Origin of the sequence: Mycobacterium sp. 4858 (assembly GCF_900240975.1) — a bacterium.
GTDB lineage: Bacteria > Actinomycetota > Actinomycetes > Mycobacteriales > Mycobacteriaceae > Mycobacterium.
Genome location: NZ_LT968776.1, coordinates 3,614,892 through 3,640,363, shown reverse-complemented (window position 1 = coordinate 3,640,363; position 25,472 = coordinate 3,614,892). Strand labels below are relative to the sequence as shown.

Sequence of the window (25,472 nt, the reverse complement as noted above, 5' to 3'; positions counted from 1 at the left end):
ATGCCGAGAGCCGAGTCGTTGAAGGCAAGTCTCCCAGCCGATTTCGGTACCCGTCGGACCGAGATCCTCACCACGGCGGCCACGCTGATCGCACAGTCGGGACTGCGGACCTCGCTGCAGGAGATCGCCGACGCGGCCGGCATCCTTCCCGGTAGCCTCTATCACCACTTCGAGTCCAAAGAGGCGATCCTCATCGAGTTGATCCGCCGCTATCAGGACGACCTGGATCGCATCGGGCGGGCCGCGCAGGCCAAGCTGGACAAGCCGGACCCCCGCCCGGTCCCCGAGCAGATCGTCGAACTGGGCTCGGCGATCGCGGACTGCGCCGTGCGGCATCGCGCCGCGCTGCAGATGTCGTTCTACGAGGGACCGAGCACGGATCCGGAGTTGATGAAGCTGACCCGGCAGCGGCCCGCGGCGATTCAGGAGGCGATGCTGCAGACGCTGCGCGCGGGGCGGTGGAGCGGCTACATCAAATCCGACATCGACCTGCCCACGTTGTCCGACCGCATCTGCCAAACCATGCTGCAGGTCGGTCTCGACGTGATGCGCCACAAGTCGCCCGCAGACCAGGTGGCCGCCCTGCTGTGTCGAATCATGTTGGAAGGGTTGGCGACGCGGCCACCCACCGACTCGGCGCTGGACGGGTCCCCTGCTTTCGCCGCCGCCGGCGCGGTCATCGACACCTGGTCGGACGACAGCGACGCCGACCCCGACGACAAGGCGGCGCACGTGCGCGCGGTGGCGCGAACGGAATTCGGCCGCAAGGGCTACGAGGCCACCACCATCAGGGACATCGCGTCCGCGGCCGGCCTCGGCACGGGCACCGTCTATCGGGTGATCGGCTCGAAGGACGAACTCCTCGCCTCGATCATGGAATCCTTCGGCAGGAAGGTGGAGGCGGGTTGGGTCGGCGTCCTGCGCTCGGATGCGACGCCCATCGAGAAACTGGACGCGCTGAGCTGGGTCAACGTCAATGCACTCGATCGGTTTTCGGACGAGTTCCGGATTCAGCTCGCCTGGATGCGCCAATCGCCGCCGGACACTCCGAACCCCGGCTGGTTGTACGCCACGCGGCTCCGGCAGATGAAAACGCTTCTTTCCGAAGGCATCCGCTCGGGAGAGATCACCATCGACGCTGCGTCCACCGCGATGCTGGCCCGATGCGTCATCGCCTTGCAGTGGATACCGGAGAACATCCTGGCCGAGGTCGGCAAACGCGCCGCGCTGGTGCACGTCCGCGACACGGTCTTGCGTGGCGTCGCGGTTCGCGCCAAATAGGTATTGAACCAAAAAACTGTTACCCATACAGTTGGGCGATTAGAACCGCGTTGGCAGTGAGCGAGAAGGGGATTTCCATGACTGTTGTCGATCGGCTGCGCTACGACGGAAAGCGGGCTCTCGTCGTCGGCGGCGCCACCGGCATGGGCGCGGCGGCGGCCAAGTCGGCAGCCGAGCTCGGCGCCGAAGTGATCGTGATGGACTACGCGCCGGTGAACTACGACGTCGCCCAGGCCATCCAGGTGGACCTGCGCGACCCCGCATCGATCGACTCTGCGCTCGAGCAGCTCGACGGTCCGATCCACGCCGTCTTCTCGGCCGCCGGCATCGCGGACGGGACCACCGACCTGATGGCGATCAACTTCATCGGTCACCGCCACCTGATCGACCGCCTGCTCGAGAAGAACCAGCTTCCCCCGGGCTCGGCGATCTGCTTCATCTCCTCGGTCGCCGGGATGGGTTGGGAGAACGACCTGGAGCTGCTGACGGAGTTCCTCGCCACGCCGGACTTCGCGTCGGCCCAAGAGTGGGTCAAGGCGCACGAATCAGAAGGCATCATCCACTACGGCTTTTCCAAGAAGGTGGTCAACGCCTACGTCGCGACCCAGGGCTACCCGCTGCTCAAGAAGGGCATCCGGATCAACGCGATCTGCCCGGGTCCCACCGACACCCCCCTGGCCCAGGCCAACGCCGACCTCTGGCTGACCTTCGCGCAGGACTACCGCGACGAGACCGGATCGAAGGTGCACACCCCCGAGCAAATGGGTGACGTCATGGCGTTCCTCAACAGCGCCGCCGCCTTCGGCATCAGCGGGATCACGCTGCTGGTGGACTACGGGCACACCATGGCCTCGCTCACGGGCGCGTACCCGCCCGGGAAGCCGATCATCGATCTGATCATGGGGCGGGTGAAGCTCTAGCGGGGCTAGCTCGCGTCGACACCGATGAGTAGGCGTTTCGGGCTGCGGCCGAGGATGCGACGCCACGCAATGTCGGCGGGGTCCTGCCCCAAGTGCAGGGCGGGCCGTGCGGCGAGCAGGGCCCGTACGCACTCCTCCACGACGACTTTCGCGAGCGAGGTACCCAGGCAGTAGTGCGCACCGGCGCCGAAGTTCATCAGCCGGGGCGTGCCCGCACGCATGAACCGCTCGGGATCGAAGCGGTCCGGCGACGGCCACGCCGCGGCGTCACGGCACGCCGAGGCGATGCACAGCAGAACAATCGATCCCGCCGGGATGGTCGTGCCGTGCAGGTCAATCGGCTCGAGGGCGGTGCGCGGAATGAGGGGGATGCTGGGCTCGAGGCGCATGGTCTCGGCGACCGCGCTGGCAAGCCGCACGTCGTCGCCCGCTACCCCGGCAAGGCGGTCGCGGTGCTGCAACGCCACCAGCAGGCTGCACGGTATCTGACTGCCCGTCGTGTCGTGGCCGGCGACAAGAAGATTCGCGATCATCGCCACGGTCTCGTCGCGGCTGAGCCTGTCACCGTCGGCCGCTGCGGTCAGCAAGGCGGTGATGAGATCGGGACGGGGATCTTCGGTTCGACGCTGCGCCAGCGCCTCGATATAGCGCTGCAACTCGACGATCGCTCGCGTCGCCCCCGCGATCTGGTCGGGTGTCATCACGTAGAAAACCGGGCTCAGGGCATCCGCCCATCGCGTGAATGCGCCGACATCGCCGTCCGGGACTCCGAGGAGGCGGCAGATCAACCGGGTTGCCAGCCCCGCGCAGGACGCCACCAGATCTCCCCCGTCCAGCGTTGCAGAAGCGATGGCGGCAGCGGCCATGCCCGCTGCGGTCGACCTCAGCCCCTCGACGGAGCGCGGCGTGAAGGCACGGGACACCAGCGACCGAAGGCGGCGATGGGAGTCACCCTCGGTGGTGAACATCAGCCTGCTGTACCAGTCGCGCAGTGGGCCGTCGCTGATACCCATGACGTCGAACAGGGCCAGCCCGATGCCCTTCAGCCGCTCGTCGCGGGCCATTGTTTCAACGTCGCATTGACGCAACACCACCGTCGCGCCCGTGATCTCGTCGGTAGCCAACGGTCCCCGTCGCGCCGCCTCGGCGAGTACCTCGTGCATCCCTGTGGCGAAGCTACCGGTCAGGTCCACCATAGTTGTGGAACTCATACCTCACTTCCCTCCAGTCGACTCACAGAGCATGGTGGTGTCGCAGAATCTGCCCGGCGCGCTCGCCGATGATGACACAGGGAGCCATCGTGTTCCCGGTGGTGACCCGAGGCATGATGGAGGCATCGGCAATCCGAAGGCCTTCGACGCCATACACTTTCAAGGAGCCATCGACCACTGACATGCTGTCCCGGCCCATCTTGGCCGTGCATGTCTGGTGGTGGTAAGTCGTGGCCTCGTTGCGGATAAAGCGCACGAGGTCCGCTTTGTTCAGGCTCCCCGGCATGACTTCGCGCTTGCTAAATCTACGAAGAGGCCCCGAATTGCCCAGTTCGCGACACAGTTCAAGACACGCGAGTGCGGCACTGAGGTCGTCGGGGTGCGACAGGAGATTGGCGTGGATTCGCACCGGGTCGTCCGGGTTCGGCCCAGTCAGACGAATCTGTCCGCGGCTTTTCGGGCGCACCACTGCGCCATACATGCTCCAGCCTGACTCCGGTAAGCCGAATCTCTCGGCGTTCTTCTCGCTCGAGAACGGAAACTCGAGTTGATAAGCCTGGAGGTCCGGAGTCCGTAAACCCGAGTCGCTTCGGGCGAAGACGGTCATTTCACCACCGCTGTTGCGCCAGGGTAGCGGGTCCCGGTACTCCCAGACGCATGAGAAGCCCGGGTGGTCCTGGAGGTTTCGGCCGACGCCTGGCAAATGCTGTACGACCCGAATACCGTGCGTTTGCAGTTCATTCTGGTCGCCGATTCCGGATTGCATGAGAACCTTGGGCGTGTGAATCGCTCCGAGCGAGAGAACCACCTCGGATTTCGCTTCGATCCGGTGCAACTTGCCGTCGAGTAGGAACTCGACGCCGGTGGCGCGCCCGCCGTCGAGCGCCACTTGAGTAACCAACGCGCTCGTCAGAACCGTCACATTCGGCCGGTCCATCACCGGGAACAGGTAGGTGCGAAAGACTGACTGCCGCAACCCGTTCCGGATACGCAGATCAACGATCGACGCGCCGCCTTCTCCTTCCATCAGATCACCGTTCTGACTTGTGAAGGTCGGAATGCCGAGGGAGGTTGCGGCTGCGAGTCCTGCATGCGCGAGCGGGCTGGCCTCTGTTGCGGGTTCGACGTATACCGGCCCACCCGTGCCTCGGCGTTCTGGATCGGGAACACCGTGCCAATCCTCGATCGCCCGATAGATGGACAGCACCGATTGATAGTTCCATTGCGGGTCCTTGGCCTCAGAGGCGAAGTAGTTCCAGTCGTTTCTGTGGCCACGTGCCCACACCATGACATTGATGCTCGAACCGCCACCCAAGACCTTGCCCATCGAGTACGGGATGGCCCGCCCGTTCAAGTGGCAATTCGGTTCGGCGGTGAAGTTCCAGTCGCGCTCACTTCCCAGATTCGAAAGCCACATCTCGGGTTGCCTGATTTCTGGCCCGTCGTCGCAGCCACCGGCCTCTAGGACCAGCACGCTGACGTCGGGGTTTTCCGCCAGCCGGCGGGCCACCACGGAGCCGGATGAGCCCGAGCCACACACGATGAAGTCGTATTGCGGCTTCAGCCGGGCGGCAAGTCGCCTCTGATTGCGGTGCACGCGGTCCGCGAATACCGCTGCAAGAAAGCCTCTTTCATCTGACGCTGATGTCATTTCGTTTTCATCTCCTCGCACCGGCAAGACGACTTATCGACGCTCGTCGAAACCGCTTGATTTGAGCCATGTTTCATGGCTACACCACCGGTGTGAGCGCTGGCTACGTCCGGCGGGGACGGGTGCGCTGCGCGGCTATCGCTCCACGTTTTCCGGCTAGAGCGCGTTAGTCGGCGCGAGCACGAAGGGTCTGGGCCGGCGTCTCGCCGAACTGGGCTCGGTAGGCCGCGGCGAACCGACCGAGGTGGCCGAGCCCCCAACGCTCGGCGATGGCCGCGACGGTGGTTTGCGAGGAATGCGCCGAACGCAGATCGGCATGCGCACGGCGGAGCCTGACCACACGGAGGTAAACCATCGGCGACATCCCGAGGTGCCGCCGGAAGGCTTCCTGCAGTGCCCGCACGCTGACGTTGCATTGCCGCGCCAACGTCGCGGTCGACAACGCCGACTGCGGTGCTCTTTCGATGATGTCCATCGCTTCGCGCACAGCTGCTGGTCTGGCGGGCCGCACCGCGGAGTCCAACTCGTCGCGGTGGGGATGGTTTGCCACCAGGAGGAGACCGTAGACAAGGCTCTCCGCCAGTCGGTCCAGAACGGCCCAGTGCCGCAGCGGGTTGTCCACGCGCGCCAATTCGCGGTTGATCCAGAAAAGCTGACTCAGCCAGCTCCGGATGGGGCCGTCAGTGAGCGGCAAGGTCGGGTCGAACGCGACGGCGTCCTCGATCCGGCGGCCCAGGAGAGTCTCAAGCGCAGTGTCGACAACCAGTCGATCAATATTGACCCCCAGATGACGACTGCCGCCGGGCCATCGGGTCACCGCCATGTCGGCATTGGGGCGGTATACCGACGCGGTCATCGGAGATGACACCAGCTCCTGCCCAAGTTGGTGCGACTCGAGCCAACCCTGAATCGGAATGTGTATGTAGTAGCTGTCGCGGCCCTCCGCGAAAGCGAGCGACACGTCGGTGTCGTAGGTGAGGTCGGCCAGCGTGATCGATCCGGCCTGCACGAGTCGTTGGGTGAAGCCGAAACCCTTCGACGGACCGAGCAGGCGAAGTTTGTGGGGATGGAACGCCGATTCACAAAGATGGATCGCGTGCTCCGGTGACCGGGTGCGAAAGGTGGTCGATCCGTCGCCATCGGAAGCTACCCCTGCCATCGTTCCTCTCTCGTTCGACAAACCGCTCCTCTGCAAGTACGGCCGAGCACGGCCAGCAGTTCACTGCGTCGTTGTCAGCCGGCGAACCCGCAATTTGGGCACCGCGGCGCACCACCCGGAAGGCCTGTGAGCGGCACAAGCGCTAACGTCGGGGGCATGGCACGAATCGTCGTGATCGGCGGCCACGGCAAGGTCGCGCTGCAGCTGGCCCGCATCCTGACCGACCGCGGCGACGAGGTGAGTTCGGTCTTCCGCAACCCCGACCACGCCGACGACGTCGCGGCCACCGGTGCCGAGCCCGTGGTGGCGGACATCGAGCGGCTCGACACCGACGCCCTGGCCGGCCTGCTGGCCGGGCACGACGCGGTGGTCTTCTCGGCGGGAGCGGGCGGCGGCAATCCGGCGCGCACCTACGCCGTCGATCGCGACGCCGCGATTCGGGTGATCGATGCCGCCGCGAGGGCGGGCGTCAAGCGATTCGTCATGGTCTCCTACTTCGGCGCGGGGCCGGACCACGGTGTACCGCAGGAGAATTCGTTCTACCACTACGCGGAGGCCAAGGCGGCCGCGGATGCCCAGCTACGGGCCAGCAATCTTCAGTGGACCGTCCTGGGGCCGGGGCGGCTCACGCTCGAACCGGCCACCGGCCGCATCGCGCTGGGGCAGGGCAAGGGGGAGGTGTCGCGGGCCGATGTCGCGCTGGTGGTGGCCGCCGCGCTCGCGGACGACTCGACCGTCGGCCGAACGATCGACTTCAACAACGGCGAGACGCCGATCGCCGAAGCGCTGGCTGACCGGTGAACGCCGCTCCGGGCGTGGGGCCTTTCGAGCTGGGTCCAGCGCGCGCGACGCCGACGTGACAACCGAGGCGCGCGCACTCAGTCGATGCCCGGCGCCTAAGGTTGCGCGGGACGGGGCGCAACCGCGTTCCCCGACAGGCACTGCTGAAGCTCCGGACTGCCGGGGGCGAAGTTGAAGCCGCAGTTGCAATCGCGAGCGTCCTTGGCCGGGAGCGAATTGCAGAAGTCGGAGTCAGCCGAGACCGATGGCGCGGTCCACATAACACCGGCCGCCAAGATCGCCGCTGCCGCGCCGAACATGGCCACCAATAATTTCGCCTTCATGTTGGGATTCCCCTTCTCTGGAAAGCCCCGCGCGACCGCGGCGGACTGCCGCCGGTGGCGACAGTGGCGACAGCACGTGTAGCAGTTCGGACGGCCCCGGCCGATAACTAACGGGCACGTTAACAGACGATCAGTCACAGCTCACCTCGAGACGCGTTGAGCGCCAGGGCCTCGCTCTGATAGTCGACGCTGTAAACTCCGCTGCGCAGCTGGTCTGCCGTCGCCGCGAGGCGACGGCATCGAGCGGAGCACGTTAGTAACGCTTCGCGAGAGGGAACCCGGTGTGAGTCCGGGACTGTCCCGCAGCGGTATGCAGGAACGACCGCCGTCACCAAGCACTGGTCTCAGCAAGACTGGGAAGCGACGGCCAGTAGGAACACCGACAGGTGTGCGCCTGCGAGTCCGAAGACCTGCCAGCCGTGCCGGGCGCGCCGCGTCCGGCGGCTCACCGCCTCGTGGAATGGGCGTTCGGCTGAAGGCGTTGCGGTGTGCGGAAGGTGCACCGCGGCGGATCGGCTGCGCGTCCTCTGGCGGTGACCACCCCGCTGATCGATAGGACCACATCGTGACCGTTCAACCATTCACCGCCACCGTCATCGGCTCTCCGCGCATCGGGCCGAAGCGCGAACTCAAGCGCGCCACCGAGGGCTACTGGGCCGGACGAACCAGCCGGGCCGAACTCGAAAACGTCGCCGCCACCTTGCGCCGCGACATGTGGAAAGGTTTGGCCGATGCCGGCCTGGACTCGGTTCCGGTGAACACCTTTTCCTACTACGACCAGATGCTGGACACGGCCGTGATGCTGGGGGCGCTGCCCGCCCGTGCCGCACGGGTGTCCGACGACCTGGACCGGTACTTCGCCGCCGCGCGCGGCAACTCCGACGTCGCGCCCCTGGAGATGACCAAGTGGTTCGACACCAATTACCACTACCTGGTGCCCGAGATCGAGCCCGCGACCACCTTTTCGCTGAACCCGGACAAGGTGCTGTCCGAGCTGAAAGAGGCGCTCAGTCAAGGGATTCCGGCCCGTCCGGTGGTGATCGGACCGATCACGTTCCTGCTGTTGAGCAAGGGCGTCAAAGGCTCGGCCGCCCCCATCGAGCGGCTCGAGGAGCTGGTGGGAATCTATGCGGAACTGTTGTCCCTGCTCGCCGACAACGGCGCGCGGTGGGTGCAGTTCGACGAGCCGGCGCTGGTCACCGACATCTCCCCCGATGCTCCCGCGCTGGCCGAGGCCACGTACAACGCGCTGGGCAACGTCGCGAACCGGCCCGCAATCTTTGTCGCGACCTACTTCGGTGACCCCGGCGCCGCCCTGGCCGGGCTGGCCCGCACCCCGGTCGAGGCGATCGGCGTCGACCTGGTTTACGGCACCGGCACGGGGGTGGCGGGCATACCCGAATTGTCCGGCAAGACCCTGGTGGCCGGTGTCGTCGACGGACGCAACATCTGGCGCACCGATCTGGAGGCGGCGCTCGGCAAGCTGTCCCACTTGCTGGGTTCGGCTGCCGCGGTGGCGGTTTCGACCTCATGCTCGACGATGCACGTCCCCTACTCGCTGGAGCCCGAAACCGGACTCGACGACGCGTTGCGCAGCTGGCTGGCCTTCGGGCAGGAGAAGGTCGCCGAGGTGGTGACGCTCGCGCGCGCACTGCGCAGCGACCTTGGAGGACGCGACGTCGTCGCCGACGAGATCGCGGCGTCCACTGCCGCGGCGGCCTCGCGTCGGAGCGATCCGCGGCTGCACAACGATCGGGTACGCGCCCGCATCGACGCGATCGTCGCGTCGGGCACCCACCGGGGTGAGGCGGCAGCGCGCCGCGCCAGCCAGGATGAGCGGCTACATCTGCCGCCGCTGCCGACGACGACCATCGGCTCCTACCCACAGACCGCCGTGATCCGCAAGGCGCGCGCCGCGCTGCGGGCCGGCGAGATCGACCAGGCGGAGTACGAGAAACGGATGCGCAAGGAGATCGCCGACGTCGTCAAGCTGCAGGAGGAGCTCGGGCTCGACGTGCTCGTGCACGGTGAGCCGGAGCGCAACGACATGGTGCAGTACTTCGCCGAACAGCTGGAGGGCTTCTTCGCGACGCAGAACGGCTGGGTGCAGTCGTACGGCAGCCGCTGCGTGCGCCCACCGATCCTGTACGGCGACGTCATCCGCACCCACCCGATGACCGTCGAGTGGATCACCTACGCCCAGTCGCTGACCGACAAACCGGTGAAGGGCATGCTGACCGGCCCGGTCACGATCCTGGCGTGGTCGTTCGTCCGCGACGACCAGCCGCTGGCCGACACCGCCAACCAGGTGGCGCTGGCCATCCGTGACGAGACGGTGGACCTGCAATCCGCCGGCATCGCGGTGATCCAGGTCGACGAGCCGGCGCTGCGGGAGTTGCTGCCGCTGCGCCGCGCCCAGCAGGAGGAGTATTTGCGTTGGGCCGTAGGGTCTTTCCGGTTGGCCACCTCCGGGGTCGCGGACTCCACGCAGATCCACACCCACCTGTGCTATTCCGAGTTCGGTGAGGTGATCGGGGCCATCGCCGACCTGGACGCTGACGTGACGTCCATCGAGGCGGCACGCTCGCACATGGAGGTGCTGGACGACCTGAACGCGGCCGGCTTCTCCAACAGCGTCGGCCCGGGCGTCTACGACATCCACTCGCCGCGGGTGCCGAGCACGCAGGAGATGGCGGAATCGTTGCGCGCGGCCCTGCGCGCAGTGCCGGCGGAACGGCTGTGGGTCAATCCCGACTGCGGGCTGAAGACCCGCAACCCCGACGAGGTGACGGCGTCGCTGAAGAACATGGTTGCCGCGGCGCAGGAGGTCCGGGCCGGGGCCTAGGGTCCTCACCCCATCTGGTCCGCGAGCGTAACGCCACTGCGATATCCGGCCCGATTTTTCGCAGTGGCGTTACGCTCGGCGCAACCCCTATTCCGAAAGCACCTGCACGGGAACGTCGTCGGCCCACGGCTGCCGCGTCACCATGTCCGCGACCCGGACGATGCCGCGCTCGAACTCACCAGTCGCCGCGTCAACCAGCCGGTAGGCCTGGGTCTGCTTGTGGATGGGCTGGGCGTCGAGCAGGACCACTCGCACCTCGCCCGGCTCGAAGTGGCAGCGTTCCTGCAGCGCGGCGATCAACTGCTCGTTGTGCATGTGGCCGTCCCCGAAATTCCAGCCGATGGCGGTGCTGCAGATGCGCTCGCCGTCGATGAGGATGTAGTCGTCCTCGTTCTGGCCCGCCATCGCGCGGTGCGCCAGGGTGAACAACGCGCGGCCGTGAGTGTTGAACCCGCGGAACGCATATCCCATGTAGAGCGGGATCTGGGCGGCCTCCGGGCTGCCGTAGAACCGCTCCAGCTGGGCCTGCGGCATGCTCGCGATCGCCACGATGCCCCGGGTGATCTTGTCGTTGCCCGACGGCTTGATGCACCACAGCGTGGTGTCCCAGTTCCCGGCGTAATACCGCATTCCCGGCAGGAACGAGATCTTGCGGGGAAACAGGTTGCCCAGCACCACGATTCCCGCGATGACGACGAACAGTATCGCCACCGCCACGGGGTGTCTCAGGTCGCGCAGGCCTAGGCGGGCGTGCGCGACGAACAGCGCGAGCACGCCGTAGATCATGAAGACGTTCCACTCCAGCGGCACGCCCATCGGGATCGAGAGCAGGATTCCCAGGTGGAAGCAGACCATCACGATGGCGGCCACCGTGATGGGCCAGCCGCTGTGGCAGAAGAACAACGGCAGCGGCACCAGCATCTCGATGGCGGTGCTCAGGTGCGCCAGCCATCGCGACAGCCGCCCGGGCCGCAGATCGTCGGGAAATTTCTCGAAGAACTGCCGCTTCAGCCATCGGGGCCGCACCAACGGGTTGTTGGACATCATCGTGGAGATCACGAACGGGAAGTGCTTGTTGAGCTTCGACGTCGCGGCGCCCATCCAGATGACCAGGAACACCACCTTGGACGCGACGATCATGTCGACGCCCCCGAACAGGAAGGTCACCGCCATGGTCGCGTAGACCTCACCGCGGGCGGCCAGGAAAATGACTTTGTCGCGCAGCCCCAGCACGCCGAGCAGCAGCAGGATCAGCACGACCTTCCAGGTCGGCAGCAGCCCGACCGTCGTGCCCAGCTCGGGTATCGGCCCGGTGCCATCGGCGAACAGCGCGCTGAGCGTCACCAGCAGGAACAGCGCGTACAACGCGACATCGATCGGCTTGCGCTTGGTTCCCCTGGTCAGCGGGACCCGGTCGGGCCACGGTGGCAGGCGGATGGTGCCGAACCGCATCCAGTACAGGATCGAGCCCATGGGCGGGAAGAACCGGTTGTTCAGCGGCCCGAAGCCGCAACCCAGACCGATCACCTCGAACAGCATCGTGTAGAGCACGACCTTCTCGAAGGCGATGGGCTCCGACCACCATGAGGCGACGTTGGTGAAGCCGCCGAACCCTCTGGTCGCCGAGGCGAACAACCAGGCGCCGAGGATGTAGAGCAGGATCTTGAGGACGTAGAACAGGTGCAGCGCGACCGGCGTGCCGAAGCCCACCTCGGCCCAGTGCTTGGCCATCGGCCGGATCTTTTCGCTTCGGGTGCCCGTGTTCCACTCGGCCATGTCGAGCTGCGGCAGCTCGGGCTTGAGAAATCCCATGGTGGTCAGATTAGAACGCGCTCTGGGCGGGCGGGACCCAAGCCGCGCAATGAACCTTTGCCTGCTACTCGGGCGCCGGATAGCGTGGAGGCGGGTCGGCATGGCATGAGGAGACGCCACCATGAGCAGACTTCGAATCCTCGGCTCGGCGGCGGTGCTGGCCGGCTTCGCCGCCGTCTCACCGGTCGCCCGGGCCGACGCGCCCGCGCCGGGCGACGCGTGCACGGTGCTGCACGCGACCGCCCAGGACGCCAACAACAGGACGATGTGGTGCAACCCCACGATGACCGGCGCCCACGACCTGGTGTGGCAATACGGCGGGCCGGGCTATGCAGCCCAGGGCTTCATTGTGCGCTGAGGGCGAGAAATCCGCACAATTCCCGCCCTGGTTGCACACTCAAAGCCGTGAGTGCACAACCGATTTCACTCACCGAAGATTCCCGGGCCGATCACCGGCGCCCGTTCGAGCGCCCGCGGATCGACCCGCACGTTGAGCGCGTCCAGGTCGCCGGCTCGGAGATCGGCCAGCGCATCGACGGTGGAGAGAAACCGTTGCCGCTCAGCCGGTTCCACCACGTCGCCGGCGAGCTCGGTGAACTTCTGCACGTACTGCGGGCGCCGGAACGGCCGCGCGCCCAACGGGTGGGCGTCCGCCACGGCCAGCTCGTCGACGATCACTTCACCGCTCTTCAGGGTGACCTCGGCGCGCGCCCCGAACGCCCTCGCGGCCGGGTCCGCCGCGTGATAGCGGCGGGTCCACTCCGGGTCCTCGACGGTGGAGACCTTGCGCCACAGTCGGATGGTGTCGGGCCGGTGGGCCCGCTCCGCAGCGTAGGAGCGTTCGTGGTGCCAGCTGCCGTCCTGTAGCGCGACGGCGAAGATGTACGGCAGCGAGTGGTCGAGCGTTTCCCGTGACGCGTCGGGGTCGAACTTCTGCGGATCCCCCGAGCCCGTTCCGATCACGACGTGGGTGTGGTGGCTGGTGTGCAGCACTATCGTGGCCACCTCGTCGAGGTCACCGACGCGTGCCCGCAGCCGTCGCGCCAGGTCGATCGGCGCCTGGCTCTGATACTCCGCCGAGTGCTCCTTGGTGTAGCTGTCCAGGATGGCGCGCTTGGGCTCGCCGGGAGCGGGCAGCGGCACACGGTATTCGCGCTCGGGTCCGCCCAGCAGCCAGGCGATCACCCCGTCCTCCCCTTCCCAGATGGGCGCCGGCGATCCCTCACCGCGCATCGCGCGGTCCACGGCCTCGATGGCGACCTTGCCCGCGTGCGCGGGGGCGAACGCCTTCCAGCTGGAGATCAGGCCCTTGCGGGATTGGCGGGTGCTGGTGGTGAGGTGCAGCGCCTGCCCGACCGCCTGATAGATCGTCTCGGTGTCCAGCCGCAGCATGGTTCCGATTCCGGCGGCCACGGACGGGCCCAGATGTGCGACGTGGTCAATCTTGTGCTCATGCAAGCAGATTCCGCGCGACAGGTCGATCTGGATTTCGTAGGCGGTGGCCAGGCCGCGGATCAGGTCGGCGCCTCCCAGCCGCAGCTGCTGGGCGACCGCGACCAGCGGGGGGATGTTGTCGCCGGGGTGGGAGTACTCGGCGGCCAAAAACGTGTCGTGGAAGTCGAGTTCGCGCACCGCGACGCCGTTGGCCCAGGCGGCCCACTCGGCCGAGTAGGCTCCGTCGACGCCGAAAACCCTGGCCCCCCGGGACGCGGGATGGGCCAGCGCCTGCTGCCGCGCCACGGTGACCGGCCGGCGCAGCACGGCGGCCGCACTGACCGCCGCGTTGTCGATGATCCGATTCGCCACCATCTCCGCGGTCTCGGGCTCGACGGCGACCGGGTCGACGGCGACGGCGGCGATCTTCGCCGCCAGGTGTTGGGCGCGCGGGAAGTCGTCGGAGCTGCGCCGCGTCCGCACCGTATGCATCAACACAAACCCGAACCTTATGGGTGGCGAGAACGCGTCCGGAAATCTCCGTTAACCCACCGACACCCGCGCCGGGCAAGGTGTAGTTTGCTGCTGAGGCGGTGCCTAGGTTGAGGAGCCAGCCATGTCAGAGGTCGATTATTGCGTGGTCGGAGCGGGATTCGCGGGATTGACGGCCGCCCTGCGGTTGAAACAGTCGGGCCATTCGGTGGCCTTGCTGGAGGCGCGTGAGAGGGTCGGCGGCCGCACCTTCACCGAGTACCTGCCCGACGGCACATGGATCGATCGCGGCGGCGCGTGGATAGGGCCGGGACAGGACCGCATCTACGCGCTGATGGACGAGTTCGGGGTGTCCGAGTACAAACAGCACCACGACGGCGACGCCATGATGATCGTCGACGGCAAGAAGCACCGCTACGGGGGCACCATTCCGTGGACGATGAGCCCGTGGGCGGTCGCCAACCTCGGTGTGGGCCTGATGTCGATCGAAAACATGGCCAAATCCCTTCCGCGCGAGGCACCTTGGGACGCCAAGCAGGCCGACGAGTGGGATCGCATCAGTGTGGGGGAATGGATCGAGCAGAACACGATGTCCAAGGCGGCCCGCGAGATGCTGGACATGGCGCTGGCCGGCACCTACACCTCGGCGGGATCGGAGACGTCGCTGCTGTGGTGCCTCGCGCAGATGGGCTCCGGCGGCGGCCCCACCTTCGTCATCTCCGGCAAAGGCGGCGCCCAGGACGCCCGCCCGGTCGGCGGCATGGGCGCCATCTACGGTCGCATCGGGGCCGAACTGGGCGACTCTCTGCACCTTTCGCAGCCGGTGCGGCAGATTGCGCAGGACGCCGACGGCGTCACGGTCAGCGCGGCCGACCTGACGGTGCGCACACGGCGGGTCATCGTGGCCATTCCGCTGGCGATCGCCTCCTCGATCGTCTACGAGCCGATGCTGCCGGTGGATCGGGCGATGCTGCACCAGCGCATGCCCAGCGGCGCGGTCATCAAGACGTCGATCGTCTACGACGAGCCGTTCTGGCGCGCCGACGGGCTGTCGGGTCAGTCCGCCGCACCGGGATCACCGGCCACCCTGACCATCGACGCCTGCACCGACACCGGCGACCCCGGCGTCATGTGCGTCATCACCGAAGGGCCCGCGGCGCGTCGGTTGACGAAGCTCAACGAAGCCGAGCGTAAGGCGACGCTCGTCGGCGAGTTGGTCGACCGGTTCGGCGAGAAGGCCCGAACGCCGCGGGAGTACCACGAACAGAACTGGACGACCGAGCGCTATTCCGGCGGCGGGATGATCGGCCACGCCCCCACCGGCGTGCTGACCGAATTCGGCTACACCCTGCGCGAGCCGTGTGGTCGCGTCCACTGGGCCGGGACGGAGAGCTCGGCCGTCATGTGCGGGTGGATCGACGGCGCGATCCGCTCCGGCGAGCGCGCCGCGATGGAAGTCCGCGAAGCCGAGACCGCCGCGGTCACCTAGCCGGGCCAAATCTCTTGCGCCAAGCGGTCAGCCGCTGACCATAAGTTTGGAGGTAATGTCGCACTGGCCGGCAGACCGGCAGCACCGCCGTGAAGGAGACGCCGTGGGCCTGTTCAGGAAGAACACTCACCCCGCGCAAGCTGCCGGTGAGGCCAAGGTCTACTACTCCACCCCTTTTGGCAACACAAAGGACGGCAACCAAAAGCTGTTTCTCCTCGGACGCGGCGAAATGCAGTTCTTTCCGGTCTTCCGCAGCAAGGAGTCGCTCATCGCCTTCTACGAAAAAATGAATCGCGCGGCCTACATGATTCTCGAGGGTGACGTACAGCGAGTCCTCGAAACTACTCGCTCGATCGAGCTGATGAAGGACGTGGGCATTGTCATCGAGCCTTTCGGCGCAAATCCTGTTGAGATCATGCCCAACTCATGACGGGCGTCGGCTGACGAACGGACGAAAGGAAACCGGGTGCGCGCCAGGGCAATCGATGTAGTGGGCGTCGTAGCTGCCACAGCGTCCGCAGCATTGACGCTTCTGCCATGGGTCGATGTGAGCCCGTTGGGCTTGCCCGTTCGCTGGGACGGTCTGGGCATCTACATCGGCGAGTATGGCGAACACTATGGCGGTCTGTTCAGCGGCCTGATCAACGGAACGCCGGGCTGGGTCCTGCTGATCGCCTCGATCGCCGCCGGCGGCGCGCTGCTTGGCGCGAGCAGGGTGCGGGTGCTCGGACTCGTCGCGTGCGGATGCGCGGTCGTCGCATTCGGCAGCGCTGTCTTGTATTTGGTGTATCCCCCGGTACTGGCCGGCGATGCCAAGCAAGAACTGGGCATATCGCTGGTCCCGGACCGAGAAGTGCTGAACACCTCGGCGTTGGTCGCCGAAGCCGTGTCCACTGGCGTGCTGGTGGTGTGCGCCGTGCTCAGCGTCGCCCGGAGACGACCCGTAGCTAACCGGCCTGCTTAGCGGGCGGGCGGTAGAAGATCACCAGCTGGCCGATCGCGCCGGCGAGGCCGAGCACCACCGAGATCAGCAGGCCGTGCCAGCCGTCCATCCAGTTGTGGCCGAAGACCACGTAATCCAGGCTGAGCTTGCCGGCGCCCAGGGTGGCGACGGCGACGGCGCTGACCGCCAGGACCAGGTTGTACTCCCAGCCTTCCTTGACGATGAAGAAGCCGTTGGCCCGGTGCACGGTCCAGGCCGCGACCAGCATCAACGACACGAATCCCGCCGCGGGGATCGGTGTGAGCAGGCCGGCGGCCAGGCCCAGCCCTGCGGCCATCTCGGTGGTGGCGGCCACGGTGGCGTGAAACTTGCCGGGCTTCATGCCGATGCTTTCGAACCAGCGCGCGGTGCCGGGGATGCGGCCGCCGCCGAAGAATTTGTTGTAACCATGCGCGGCCAACGTCACGCCCAACACCAGCCGCAGAATCAGTAGCCCGACGTCGTAGGGAGTCATACCTGCAAACCTAGATCATGGGGCGGAGGGCATAACAGGAGCGGCGCGCAGCTAACTGCGCAGATTCGTGTGGGAACATTGCGGGCGTTCCGACGTTGGCCGATCAGCAGCAGATCACAAGGGGGTGCACCACGGCGCGTATCGCACGAGGCAGCGGCGCCCCCCACGGCGCGTCTGGGGCCGCTTCTGACGCGCAATCCGTGGTGTTACTCGACGGCACAGCAAGTCACCCCCGGGAGTTGCTGGGCAACAAGGGCCACGGCATCGAGATGATGCGCCGGCACGGTCTGCCGGTGCCACCCGCGTTCTGCATCACCACCGAGGTGGGCCTGCGCTATTTGGCCGATCCGCGGGCGGCGATGGACTCGATCTGGGACGACGTGCTCGACCGGATGAGCTGGCTGGAGGCACAGACCTCACGCACGTTCGGCCGGGGCCCACGCCCCTTGCTGGTCAGCGTGCGGTCGGGGGCCACCCAATCGATGCCGGGCATGATGGACACGATCCTGGACCTCGGTATGAACGACGACGTCGAGCGCGCGCTGACCGCCGCCGGTGCCGCCGCCTTCGCCCACGACACCCGCCGGCGGTTCGAAAGCATGTACCGGCGCATCGTCGGCCTTAACGAACACCAAGACGAACACCAAGCGGCGCCCGCCGATCCCTACGCGCAGCTACGCGCCGGCATCGAGGCGGTGTTCGCCTCGTGGAACTCGCCCCGCGCGGTCGCCTACCGCGCCCACTCCGGCGCCGACGACCGCAGCGGCACCGCGGTCGTCGTCCAAGCGATGGTGTTCGGCAACAGCGGCCCTAACTCCGGTGCGGGAGTTCTTATTTCGCGCAGCCCCATCACCGGTGACAACGCGCCCTTCGGCGAATGGCTGCCCGGCGGGCAGGGCGATGACGTGGTCTCGGGTTCGGTGGACGTCGAGCCGATCACCGCCCTGCGCGACGAGCAGCCGGCCGTGTACGACGAATTGATGGACGCCGCGCGCAGGTTGGAGCGACTCGGCTCCGACGTCCAAGAGATCGAGTTCACCGTCGAGCAGGGCAAGCTGTGGCTGCTGCAGACACGGGACGCGGAGCGCTCGGCGCAGGCCGCGGTCCGACTGGCGCTGCAGCTACGCCACGAGGGACTCATCGACGACGCCGAGACGCTGCGCCGGGTGACCCCCGCCCACGTGCGGACGCTGCTGCAGCCCGCCCTGCAGCCCGAAATACGTTTCGCCGCACGGCTCTTGGCCAAGGGGTTACCCGCCTGCCCGGGGGTCGCGTCGGGCAAGGCATACACCGACGTCGACGAGGCACTCGATGCCGCGGAACGCGGCGAGCCGGTGATCCTGGTCCGCGACCACACCAGGCCGGAGGACGTGTCGGGGATGCTGGCCGCGCAGGGCATCGTCACCGAGGTCGGCGGCGCCGCCAGCCACGCCGCGGTGGTCAGTCGCGAACTCGGACGGGTGGCCGTGGTGGGTTGCGGCCAGGGTGTCGCCGCGTCGCTGGCCGGCAGGCTGATCACCGTCGACGGCGCCGAAGGCGAAGTGCGCGAGGGCATTCTGAGCCTGTCCGCATGGTCGGAAAGCGACACACCCGAACTGCGGGAGCTGGCCGACATCGCGCGGCGACTCAGCCCGCTGCGCGCCCACACCTCCGGTGACCACCCGCGGCTGGGCGACACCACGCCGGCCGCCGTCGCGATGGCCATGAACGACGGGCACACCGACGTCGTCTCCGCCACCCCGCTGATCGTCATGCTGACCGCGCTGCGCCTGGCGAGCGGGACCACCTCATGACCGAATTGGCCGTGCTGCAGGCGGTTCGGCTGAAAGGCCGGGTGCGCCCCGCCGACCTGGCCGCGACATTGGACGCCGAGCTCGCCCAAGTGACGGCGGTCGTCGAACGGCTCACCGCGGCGGGCCTGCTCGCCGACGGCGCGACGGTGCGGATCACCCCTAGCGGGCGGGACAGGCTCGCATCGCTGCTCGACGAGGAACGCCGGCACGCGGACCACTCCGCGCTCGCAGCCGCCTACGCCGACTTTCGCCCGGTCAACGCCGATTTCAAGGCGGTGGTCACGGATTGGCAGCTCAAGGGCGGCCCGGGTGGTAGCCCCAACGCGCACGACGACGCGGAATACGACGCGGCAGTGCTGGCCCGGCTCGACGATGTGCACGCGCGGGTGCTGCCGATCATCGATGCGGCCGCGGCCCAGCTGCCGCGGCTGGCCGCCTACTCGGCGAAACTCGCTGCGGCGCTGGGGAAAGCACACACCGGCGAGACGGCCTGGCTGACCCGGCCGCTCATCGACTCCTACCACACGGTGTGGTTCGAACTGCACGAGGAGCTGATCTCCGCCGTGGGCCTGACGCGGGAGGAAGCGGCCAGATCCGGCGACGCGCAATAGCTACAGCGCCGCGTCCAGGAGCCGCAGGTAGGCGTCGACGTCGGTAACGGCCGACTCCGCCGCATGCACGCTGATCGCGATGGTGTCGCCGATGCCGTGCACGCCGTGCGTCAGCCCCATTACCGGCGACAGCGCCGGGTAGCCGGCCGTCAGGACCACCCGGGCGCCCCCGAAGGCCAGGTCGGCCGGTCCGCGGTGAACGCTGGACACCACCGTGTTGCCGGACACCTGCGACGGACGGACGTCGGCGTCGAACTGTGCTATGCCCCAACGCAATAGTGGTGCGGGCACGGCCGCGAAAGCCCGGTCGGCGTAACGCGTCGCCGGATGAGCGAAGCGACGCCGGCCATTGGCCAGCTCCGCGGCGATCCGCTCGGCGCGGGCATCCGATCCCAGCTTCGGGTACAGCCCGACGACGACGTTGCCGAAGTGGTTGTGTGCATGCGGTACACCGGGTTTGGCCATGGGGACCTCGGCGCCCAGCGTATCGGCGACATCGCCCAGCAGGCTGGACAGCGCGGTGGACACCGCGCTCAGCACGCCCACGGTGACCGTGGGGCCGCGCAGCTGATCGCGACGTCGCACCAGCGTGCGCACCGAGCGGGCCGCCCCGGGACGCGTGTTCGTCGGCAGCAGGGGTCGAGGACCGGGCCCGGGGGCCAGGAGCCCGGCACGGGTGTCGCGCTGGAGCTCGCGGTGGGCTCGGGCCGCCTGGGCCGCTCGCCACGGCAAGAATCCGCTCCGCAGCCGTCGGACCGCGGGCACGGGAGCGGGCCGACCGAACAGCCAGGCCGCCATCGCCGACGCCCGCGCCCCGTCGGCCAGCGCGTGCGCGACCTGCATGACCGTCACGCTGCCCGGGCCGGTCACGCCGGGGATGCCCAGCACCGGGGTGAAGACGTGCACCCGCCAGGGTGTGCGGTGCACGTTGAGCTGGTCGTCGGCGAGCGCGACGACCGCCGCCAGGCAGCCGGCCCAGGTCTGGTCGTCGAGGTCGTGGCGGACCACCCGCTCCGGTGTAACGGTCGCCGGCACCCACTTCGGGTAGGTCAGCGGGTTTCCGTCGCGCACCCGCGTCGTCAGCGCCGGGCAGGCGCGCGCCCGGCCGCAGAGGTGCTCGACGGCGGCAAGGTAGTCCGCGGGTTCGCCGTCGAAGGCGTACAGCAAGAACTCGTCGCTGGGGATCTTGGCCGACATCCAATAGAACTGCGCATCGACGGCGGCCATCCGCTGCGCGGGCATTCAGCCGGGCGAGCCGATGAACCCGAGCACCAGGTCGGCGACCTTGTCGGGCTGTTCGAGCTGCAGGAAGTGTCCCGCGTGTTCGACGATGGCCACCTCGCTGCCCGGCGGCAACACCTTCTCCGCCCAGCGGGCGAAAGCCGGTGTCATGCAGCCGTCGTCGCGGCCATGCAGGTACAGGCACGGCCACACGGGCTCTTGGGTCCACAGCTCGTTCAGCTCGGCATACTGCGCGGGCGGCCGGGTGTTGCGGATCGTGTCGCGGTAGGGGCCCAGCGCCGCCCGCCAGCTCTCCGGCGTCCCGATCGCGGCGTCGACGTGGCGCAGGTCCTCGTCGGCGCGGTACCCCGGCGACCACCGACGCCACAGCAGCGGCAGCACCCAGGACGCGGAATGCTCTGGCAGCCAGGGCAATTGGAAGTACATGATGTACCAGCTGCGCAGCAGTTGACGCGCCAGGTGCGCGGCCAGTCGACCCCGCTCGGCGGCGCCGGCCTTGCGACGGAAGGACGCCGAGGGCGGCACCGACATGATCACCGCCTTGGTGAACGGACTGTCGGGCATGGCGGCCAGACCGGTGGTGGCGATCGCCCCCCAGTCGTGGCCGATCACCACGTCACGGTCGGTGCCGCCCGCCGCCGAGCGCGCCCGCAGTGCGTCGTCCATCATCGCGCCGACGTGGTGGCTGCCGTCGGAGGGAATGGACGACGGCGCGTACCCGCGCATGAAGGGCGCCACCACCCGCCAGCCCGCCCCGACGAGCGGCGGGGCGATCTTGCGAAATCCGTAGGGGGTGTCCGGGAAGCCGTGCAGGCACAAGGCGATGGGGGCATCGCGTGGCCCCCAGGTGAGTGCCTTCAGGTTCCCAGCCGGGCTGGGCACGTCGATCCAGCCTGGTTCACCCATATTGACTCCCTGCTCGGCGCGTCCGCAGGGACCAACCTAACGCGTGCGGGTCGAATACGCACCGACCACATGCCACAAGCGGTCAAATTGCCAATGCGGCAAGGAGTTTCGCTATACCTGGGCGGCGGCTCGGTCCAGGTCGTCGATGACGATCTTTCGCATGCCATACATCGCCTGAGTGGCCGCCGCGGCGCGGGCCCGATCGGGATCTCCGATCAACTCGTAGAGCCGGTCCGGGATGATCTGCCAGCTCAGGCCGAAGCGGTCTTTGCACCAGCCGCACTGCGACTCCTCGCCGCCATCGGTCAACCGGTCCCAGTAGTAGTCGACCTCGTCCTGATCCTTGCAGTGGATGGTGAAGGACACCGCCTCGTCGAACCGGAAGTGCGGGCCGCCGTTGATGCCGATGAAGCGGGTGCCGTCGAGAACGAAACTGCCGGACAGGACGGTGCCCGGTTCGCCGGGGCCGGCCTCCGTGGTCAGGTTGAAGCCCTCTATGTGCGAGTTGGGGAAGATCGAGGTGTAGAACCTCGCCGCCTCCTCCAAGTCGTGGTCGAACCACAACGACGGGGTGATCGATGGCATTGGCCGCGGCCTCCTTGTTTCACTCGTGGTGTTGTCACCGGATAGACCCCGGCGGAGCCGGAAACTCACCGCGCCGTCGACCCGGCGACAGGTGCATATACGCGCTATGTAACGTCAGGTCGCATGAGCACCGTCACCAGCAGCCCCGAGACGGTCGAGTTTTCCGGCGCAGGCGGGATCACCCTGGTCGCCGACGAATGGAATCGCGGGACCGACGGCGCGGGCCGGCCCAGCGTCCTGATGCTGCACGGCGGCGGGCAGAACCGCCATTCCTGGAAGAACACCGGCCAAACCCTCGCCGACGAGGGCCTGCACGTCGTGGCGCTCGACAGCCGCGGGCACGGCGACAGCGACCGCGCGCCCAACGCCGACTACGACGTCGAGACCCTCACGGCCGACGTCCTGCGGGTGATCGAGGCGATCGGGCGGCCGGTGATGATCATCGGCGCGAGCATGGGCGGGCTGACCGGCATCCTCGCCGCCCACCGGGCGGGGCCGGCGGTGGTGACCCGACTGGTCCTCGTCGACGTGGTGCCCCGATTCGAGAAGGGCGGCAGCGCCCGCATCCGCGATTTCATGATCAGCGGCCTCGACGGGTTCGACTCGCTGGAGGAGGCCGCCGACGCGGTGGCCGCTTATCTCCCGTACCGGGACAAGCCGCGCAGCCCCGAGGGGCTGAAGAAGAACCTGCGCCTGCGCGACGGCCGCTGGTACTGGCACTGGGACCCGGCGTTCATGACCAAGCCCGGGGACGATCCCGAACTGCGCACGGAGAAGTTCGAACAGGCCGCCAAGAACCTGTCGATTCCCGTGCTGTTGATCCGCGGAAAGCTCTCCGACGTCGTCAGCCCCGAAGGAGTTCGGCACTTCCTGGCCAGCGTTCCGCGCGCGGAGTTCGTGGAGCTGCCCAAAGCCGGGCACACCGCGGCCGGCGACGACAACGACGCGTTCAGCGACGCCGTGGTCAAGTTCGTCAAACGCCACTGAATCAGCCGCCACAGTCAGTGGCGGTACCGGTCTAGTTCGCCGGCTTCTCGGCGTGCCCGCCGAACTGCTTGCGCATCGCCGACAGCGCCTTGTTGGCGAAGTCGTCGAGTGAACGCGACGCGAAACGGGACTGGAGCGCGGTCGTCAGCACCGGCGACGGGACGCCCTCGTCGATCGCCGCGATGGCGGTCCAGCGACCCTCCCCCGAGTCCGACACCCGTCCGGAGAACTCCTTGAGGTCGGGCGAGTCGTGCAGCGCGATCGCGGTCAGGTCGAGCAGCCAGGAACCGATGACGCTGCCGCGCCGCCACACCTCGGCGACCTCGGGGATGTCGAAGTCGTATTGGTAGAACTCCGGATTCGAAAGCGGCGCCGTTTCGGCGTCACCCTGCTGCACGTGCTTGCCGATGTCGGCGTTGCGCAGGATGTTGAGCCCCTCGGCGAGCGAGGCCATCATGCCGTACTCGATGCCGTTGTGCACCATCTTGACGAAGTGCCCGGCGCCGGACGGACCGCAGTGCAGATAGCCCTGCTCCGACCGGGCGACCTCGCCGTCGCGCCCCGGTGTGCGGGGCGCGGCGTCCACGCCCGGTGCGACGGTGGCGAAGATCGGCTCCGCGTGCAGGAAGGCCTCGTCGTCACCGCCGATCATCAGGCAGTAGCCGCGTTCCCGGCCCCACACGCCGCCGCTGGTGCCACAGTCGAGTAGGTGAATGCCCTTGTCGGACAGGGTTTTTGCGTGGCGGATGTCGTCGCGGTAGTACGAGTTGCCGCCATCGATGACGATGTCGCCGGACTCCAGCGTGTTGGCCAGCTCCTCGATGACCCCGGTCGTGATGGTCCCGGCCGGCACCATCACCCAGACGACCCGGGGAGCGGTCAGCTTTTCGGCGAGCTCTTTCACCGACGACACGCCGGTGGTCCGCTCCTCCCCCGCCATCGCCTTGACCGCGTCGGGGTTGTGGTCGTAGACCACGCATTCGTGTCCGTCCTTGGCGACGCGGCGGACGATGTTGGCACCCATCCGGCCAAGGCCGATCATCCCGAGCTGCATCTCTTCCTTTTCTCCTTACTGTGACGACGTCTGCTTGGGCAGCCACGGCTCCTGCCAGCTGCGGTGACCGTGCAGCAGCGACTGCGCGGCGTCGGGTCCCCAGGAGCCCGGATCGTAGTGATGGATCCGGCCCGGCTTGTCCAGCACGGGCTGCACGATCCGCCACGTCTCTTCGATGGCGTCTTCCCGGGCGAACAGCTGGCGGTCCCCGGTGAGCGCGGCGTACAGCAGCCGCTCGTAGGGCCGCACGGCCTCGCCGAGATCCTCGGCGAACGAGGAGTCCAGGTGGACGTCGTGCCACGCGTCGCCGACTTGGGCGGACAGCTGCAGCCGCATCCCGGGATCGGGGTCGATGCGGAGCACGATCTGATTGGGTTCGGGCGGCCGACGGTTGGGCAGGAACGAAAACCCGGGAACGTGGTGGAGGAACATGCGGACCTCGGTGACCTTCTCCGGCAGTGCCTTGCCGGCGCGCAGGAAGATCGGCACGCCGGCCCAGCGCCAGTTGTCGATCTCGGTCCGCAGCGCGATGTAGGTCTCGGTCTGGGAATCCTTGGCCACCCCGTCGACGTCGGTGTAGCCGCGGTACTGACCTCGCACGCAGCGCTCGGGATCCAGCGCAGGCATCGCCCGGAACACCTCGGCCTTCTTGTCGTTCAGGTCATCCGCGCTGGGCCCGACGGGGGGCTCCATCGCGACCAGCGCGAGCACCTGCAGCAGATGGTTCTGCACGACGTCACGCAGCGCGCCGACCGCGTCGTAGAACTTGCCGCGGTCCTCGATGCCGAAGTCCTCGGCCATGGTGATGTGGATTTCGGAAACGCTGTCGCGGTCCCACAGCTTGGCCAGGCCGTTGTTGGCGAACCGCAGGTACTGCAGTTCTTCGACGGGTTGCTTGCCCAGGAAATGGTCGACCCGCAGGATCTGGTCCTCGTCGAGTACCGCGCGCAGCCGGGTGTTGAGGTCGCGCGCCGAGGCCAGGTCGTGGCCGAAGGGCTTCTCCACGGCGACGCGCGCGCACTCCAACAGGTCGGCCTTGGCGAGGTTTTCCACGATCGGCGCGAACAACGACGGCGGCATCTCCAGGTAGTACAGCGGCCGGGAGTCCTCGCCGATCTCCTTGGCGAGCCGCCCGTAGAGCTCTTCGTCGGTGACGTCGCCGTGCAGATACGACAGCCGGTCGGCGAGCCGGTCGAACACGGCATCGTCGAACTCCTCGCCCGAGGCCTTGACGGCCTCGCGGGCCCGGTCGACCAGCTTCTCGAGGGGGATGTCGTCACTGGCCACGCCGATGATCGGGACGTCGAGCAGCTTGCGCGCCTCGAGGCGGTACAGGGCGCGGTAGGTCATCTTGCGGGCCAGATCGCCGGTAATACCGAAGATCACCAGCAGATTCGAAGAACTATCACCGTCGGCCAA

General features: G+C 67.5%; 22 protein-coding genes and 1 riboswitch. Of the genes, 11 read left to right on the top strand and 11 right to left on the bottom strand.

Annotated features, from left to right (window positions below; genetic code table 11):
- Both C1737_RS25990 and C1737_RS25985 read left to right on the top strand, forming a co-directional pair.
- Positions 1–1,281 (top strand): TetR/AcrR family transcriptional regulator, encoded by a 1,281-nt coding sequence (locus tag C1737_RS25990; RefSeq protein ID WP_102420137.1) that lies wholly within the window; start codon positions 1–3, stop codon positions 1,279–1,281.
- A gap of 77 nt (positions 1,282–1,358) precedes the next feature.
- Complete coding sequence (locus C1737_RS25985) at positions 1,359–2,201, top strand: SDR family oxidoreductase (RefSeq protein ID WP_102419805.1); 843 nt, start codon at positions 1,359–1,361, stop codon at positions 2,199–2,201.
- 5 nt (positions 2,202–2,206) lie between these two features.
- On the opposite strand, the gene C1737_RS25980 is transcribed toward C1737_RS25985, so the two are convergent.
- The 3 genes from C1737_RS25980 to C1737_RS25970 form a co-directional block, all read right to left on the bottom strand.
- Positions 2,207–3,412 carry a cytochrome P450 gene (locus tag C1737_RS25980; RefSeq protein WP_102419804.1) on the bottom strand — a complete coding sequence of 402 codons (1,206 nt, stop codon included), beginning with the start codon at positions 3,410–3,412 and terminating at the stop codon, positions 2,207–2,209.
- 22 nt (positions 3,413–3,434) lie between these two features.
- Complete coding sequence (locus C1737_RS25975) at positions 3,435–5,063, bottom strand: GMC family oxidoreductase (RefSeq protein ID WP_102419803.1); 1,629 nt, start codon at positions 5,061–5,063, stop codon at positions 3,435–3,437.
- A 166-nt stretch (positions 5,064–5,229) separates the two neighbouring features.
- Entirely contained in the window at positions 5,230–6,222 is a 993-nt protein-coding gene (locus C1737_RS25970) for an AraC family transcriptional regulator (protein WP_102419802.1), read from the bottom strand.
- Between the two features lie 156 nt (positions 6,223–6,378).
- Here C1737_RS25970 and C1737_RS25965 point away from each other — a divergent pair, with 156 nt between their 5' ends.
- The gene (locus C1737_RS25965) at positions 6,379–7,023 is read left to right on the top strand and encodes an SDR family oxidoreductase (protein ID WP_102419801.1); all 645 of its coding nucleotides are present in this window, start codon (positions 6,379–6,381) and stop codon (positions 7,021–7,023) included.
- 560 nt (positions 7,024–7,583) lie between these two features.
- A riboswitch (cobalamin riboswitch) is annotated at positions 7,584–7,779 on the top strand.
- A 132-nt stretch (positions 7,780–7,911) separates the two neighbouring features.
- Positions 7,912–10,191, top strand: a complete 2,280-nt coding sequence (gene metE / locus C1737_RS25955) for a 5-methyltetrahydropteroyltriglutamate--homocysteine S-methyltransferase (RefSeq protein ID WP_102419799.1) — start codon at positions 7,912–7,914, stop codon at positions 10,189–10,191.
- An 87-nt stretch (positions 10,192–10,278) separates the two neighbouring features.
- Here metE and C1737_RS25950 read toward each other — a convergent pair whose 3' ends face one another.
- Positions 10,279–12,003: a DUF3556 domain-containing protein gene (locus C1737_RS25950; protein ID WP_102419798.1), complete on the bottom strand. Its 1,725-nt coding sequence runs from the start codon at positions 12,001–12,003 to the stop codon at positions 10,279–10,281.
- Between the two features lie 121 nt (positions 12,004–12,124).
- Here C1737_RS25950 and C1737_RS25945 point away from each other — a divergent pair, with 121 nt between their 5' ends.
- The gene (locus C1737_RS25945) at positions 12,125–12,361 is read left to right on the top strand and encodes a hypothetical protein (RefSeq protein WP_102419797.1); all 237 of its coding nucleotides are present in this window, start codon (positions 12,125–12,127) and stop codon (positions 12,359–12,361) included.
- Between the two features lie 65 nt (positions 12,362–12,426).
- On the opposite strand, the gene prpD is transcribed toward C1737_RS25945, so the two are convergent.
- Positions 12,427–13,935, bottom strand: coding sequence for a 2-methylcitrate dehydratase PrpD (prpD, locus tag C1737_RS25940; RefSeq protein WP_199182943.1), 1,509 nt, complete (start codon positions 13,933–13,935; stop codon positions 12,427–12,429).
- 118 nt (positions 13,936–14,053) lie between these two features.
- Between prpD and C1737_RS25935 the strand changes: the two genes are divergently transcribed.
- The 3 genes from C1737_RS25935 to C1737_RS25925 all read left to right on the top strand — a co-directional run bounded on the left by C1737_RS25935 (position 14,054) and on the right by C1737_RS25925 (position 16,382).
- Positions 14,054–15,418 carry an FAD-dependent oxidoreductase gene (locus tag C1737_RS25935; RefSeq protein WP_067924629.1) on the top strand — a complete coding sequence of 455 codons (1,365 nt, stop codon included), beginning with the start codon at positions 14,054–14,056 and terminating at the stop codon, positions 15,416–15,418.
- Between the two features lie 103 nt (positions 15,419–15,521).
- Positions 15,522–15,848, top strand: coding sequence for a hypothetical protein (locus C1737_RS25930; RefSeq protein WP_067924694.1), 327 nt, complete (start codon positions 15,522–15,524; stop codon positions 15,846–15,848).
- A gap of 93 nt (positions 15,849–15,941) precedes the next feature.
- Entirely contained in the window at positions 15,942–16,382 is a 441-nt protein-coding gene (locus tag C1737_RS25925) for a hypothetical protein (protein WP_233214822.1), read from the top strand.
- Here C1737_RS25925 and C1737_RS25920 read toward each other — a convergent pair.
- On the bottom strand, positions 16,366–16,875 hold the full coding sequence (locus tag C1737_RS25920; protein WP_067924626.1) for a DoxX family protein: 510 nt from the start codon (positions 16,873–16,875) through the stop codon (positions 16,366–16,368). The genes C1737_RS25925 and C1737_RS25920 overlap by 17 nt on opposite strands.
- A gap of 140 nt (positions 16,876–17,015) precedes the next feature.
- On the opposite strand from C1737_RS25920, the gene C1737_RS25915 reads away from it, so the two are divergent.
- The gene (locus tag C1737_RS25915) at positions 17,016–18,668 is read left to right on the top strand and encodes a pyruvate, phosphate dikinase (RefSeq protein ID WP_233214860.1); all 1,653 of its coding nucleotides are present in this window, start codon (positions 17,016–17,018) and stop codon (positions 18,666–18,668) included.
- Positions 18,665–19,279: a winged helix DNA-binding protein gene (locus C1737_RS25910; RefSeq protein WP_102419794.1), complete on the top strand. Its 615-nt coding sequence runs from the start codon at positions 18,665–18,667 to the stop codon at positions 19,277–19,279. The genes C1737_RS25915 and C1737_RS25910 overlap by 4 nt, the downstream gene beginning before the upstream one ends.
- Here the strand turns inward: C1737_RS25910 and C1737_RS25905 are convergent, their stop codons facing one another.
- The 3 genes from C1737_RS25905 to C1737_RS25895 all read right to left on the bottom strand — a co-directional run bounded on the left by C1737_RS25905 (position 19,280) and on the right by C1737_RS25895 (position 22,012).
- Complete coding sequence (locus C1737_RS25905; protein ID WP_233214821.1) at positions 19,280–20,521, bottom strand: WS/DGAT domain-containing protein; 1,242 nt, start codon at positions 20,519–20,521, stop codon at positions 19,280–19,282.
- Positions 20,522–21,427: an alpha/beta fold hydrolase gene (locus tag C1737_RS25900; protein ID WP_102419793.1), complete on the bottom strand. Its 906-nt coding sequence runs from the start codon at positions 21,425–21,427 to the stop codon at positions 20,522–20,524.
- A gap of 111 nt (positions 21,428–21,538) precedes the next feature.
- Positions 21,539–22,012 carry a VOC family protein gene (locus C1737_RS25895; protein ID WP_067924616.1) on the bottom strand — a complete coding sequence of 158 codons (474 nt, stop codon included), beginning with the start codon at positions 22,010–22,012 and terminating at the stop codon, positions 21,539–21,541.
- Between the two features lie 123 nt (positions 22,013–22,135).
- Between C1737_RS25895 and C1737_RS25890 the strand changes: the two genes are divergently transcribed.
- The gene (locus C1737_RS25890) at positions 22,136–22,999 is read left to right on the top strand and encodes an alpha/beta fold hydrolase (protein ID WP_067924613.1); all 864 of its coding nucleotides are present in this window, start codon (positions 22,136–22,138) and stop codon (positions 22,997–22,999) included.
- Positions 23,000–23,030: 31 nt separating this feature from the next.
- Here the strand turns inward: C1737_RS25890 and gnd are convergent, their stop codons facing one another.
- Both gnd and C1737_RS25880 read right to left on the bottom strand, forming a co-directional pair.
- Complete coding sequence (gene gnd / locus C1737_RS25885; RefSeq protein ID WP_067924610.1) at positions 23,031–24,053, bottom strand: phosphogluconate dehydrogenase (NAD(+)-dependent, decarboxylating); 1,023 nt, start codon at positions 24,051–24,053, stop codon at positions 23,031–23,033.
- A gap of 15 nt (positions 24,054–24,068) precedes the next feature.
- Positions 24,069–25,472, bottom strand: a complete 1,404-nt coding sequence (locus C1737_RS25880) for a glucose-6-phosphate dehydrogenase (protein WP_068099171.1) — start codon at positions 25,470–25,472, stop codon at positions 24,069–24,071.